Genomic DNA, 420 nt, shown 5'->3' on the forward strand with positions numbered 1-420 from the left:
TTGAGAAACGAATAATTTCCAGAACAGAAACCATCAACAAAATAAACTACGAACTTACGGAAGAAATAAATCAGCGTAAAAAGCGTGAAGTATCACTGCAACTCTTATCCCAAGCGATTGAGAGTAGTGATAGTACAGTATTAATTATAGATAAGGAGCACACAATTAGTTATGCCAGTAAGGCATTTCTAAAGCTTACTGGTAGCTGTGATATGAAGCTGGAGGGGCAGCCAATTTCGATACTGGAAAACAAACTTTCCCTTCCCCCGATCTCCTCTCAGGAGTTGAGTACACAAAGCTTATCGCCTAATACCGAAGGTCTGATTCAGAGTAAACTCAAGTGCACCGATGCAAATGGTGACACGCATTGGATGAAGACCAGTATTTCATTGCTTAAAAGCCATCCCTATCAAGAAACCT

At 40.2% G+C, this 420-nt stretch carries 1 protein-coding gene; it reads left to right on the plus strand.

Annotated elements, in window-relative coordinates:
• The coding region (locus A3761_RS03035; protein WP_156491544.1) for a PAS domain S-box protein at positions 1-420 on the plus strand (420 nt) is incomplete at both ends.

It is taken from the genome of Oleiphilus sp. HI0123 (assembly GCF_001635315.1).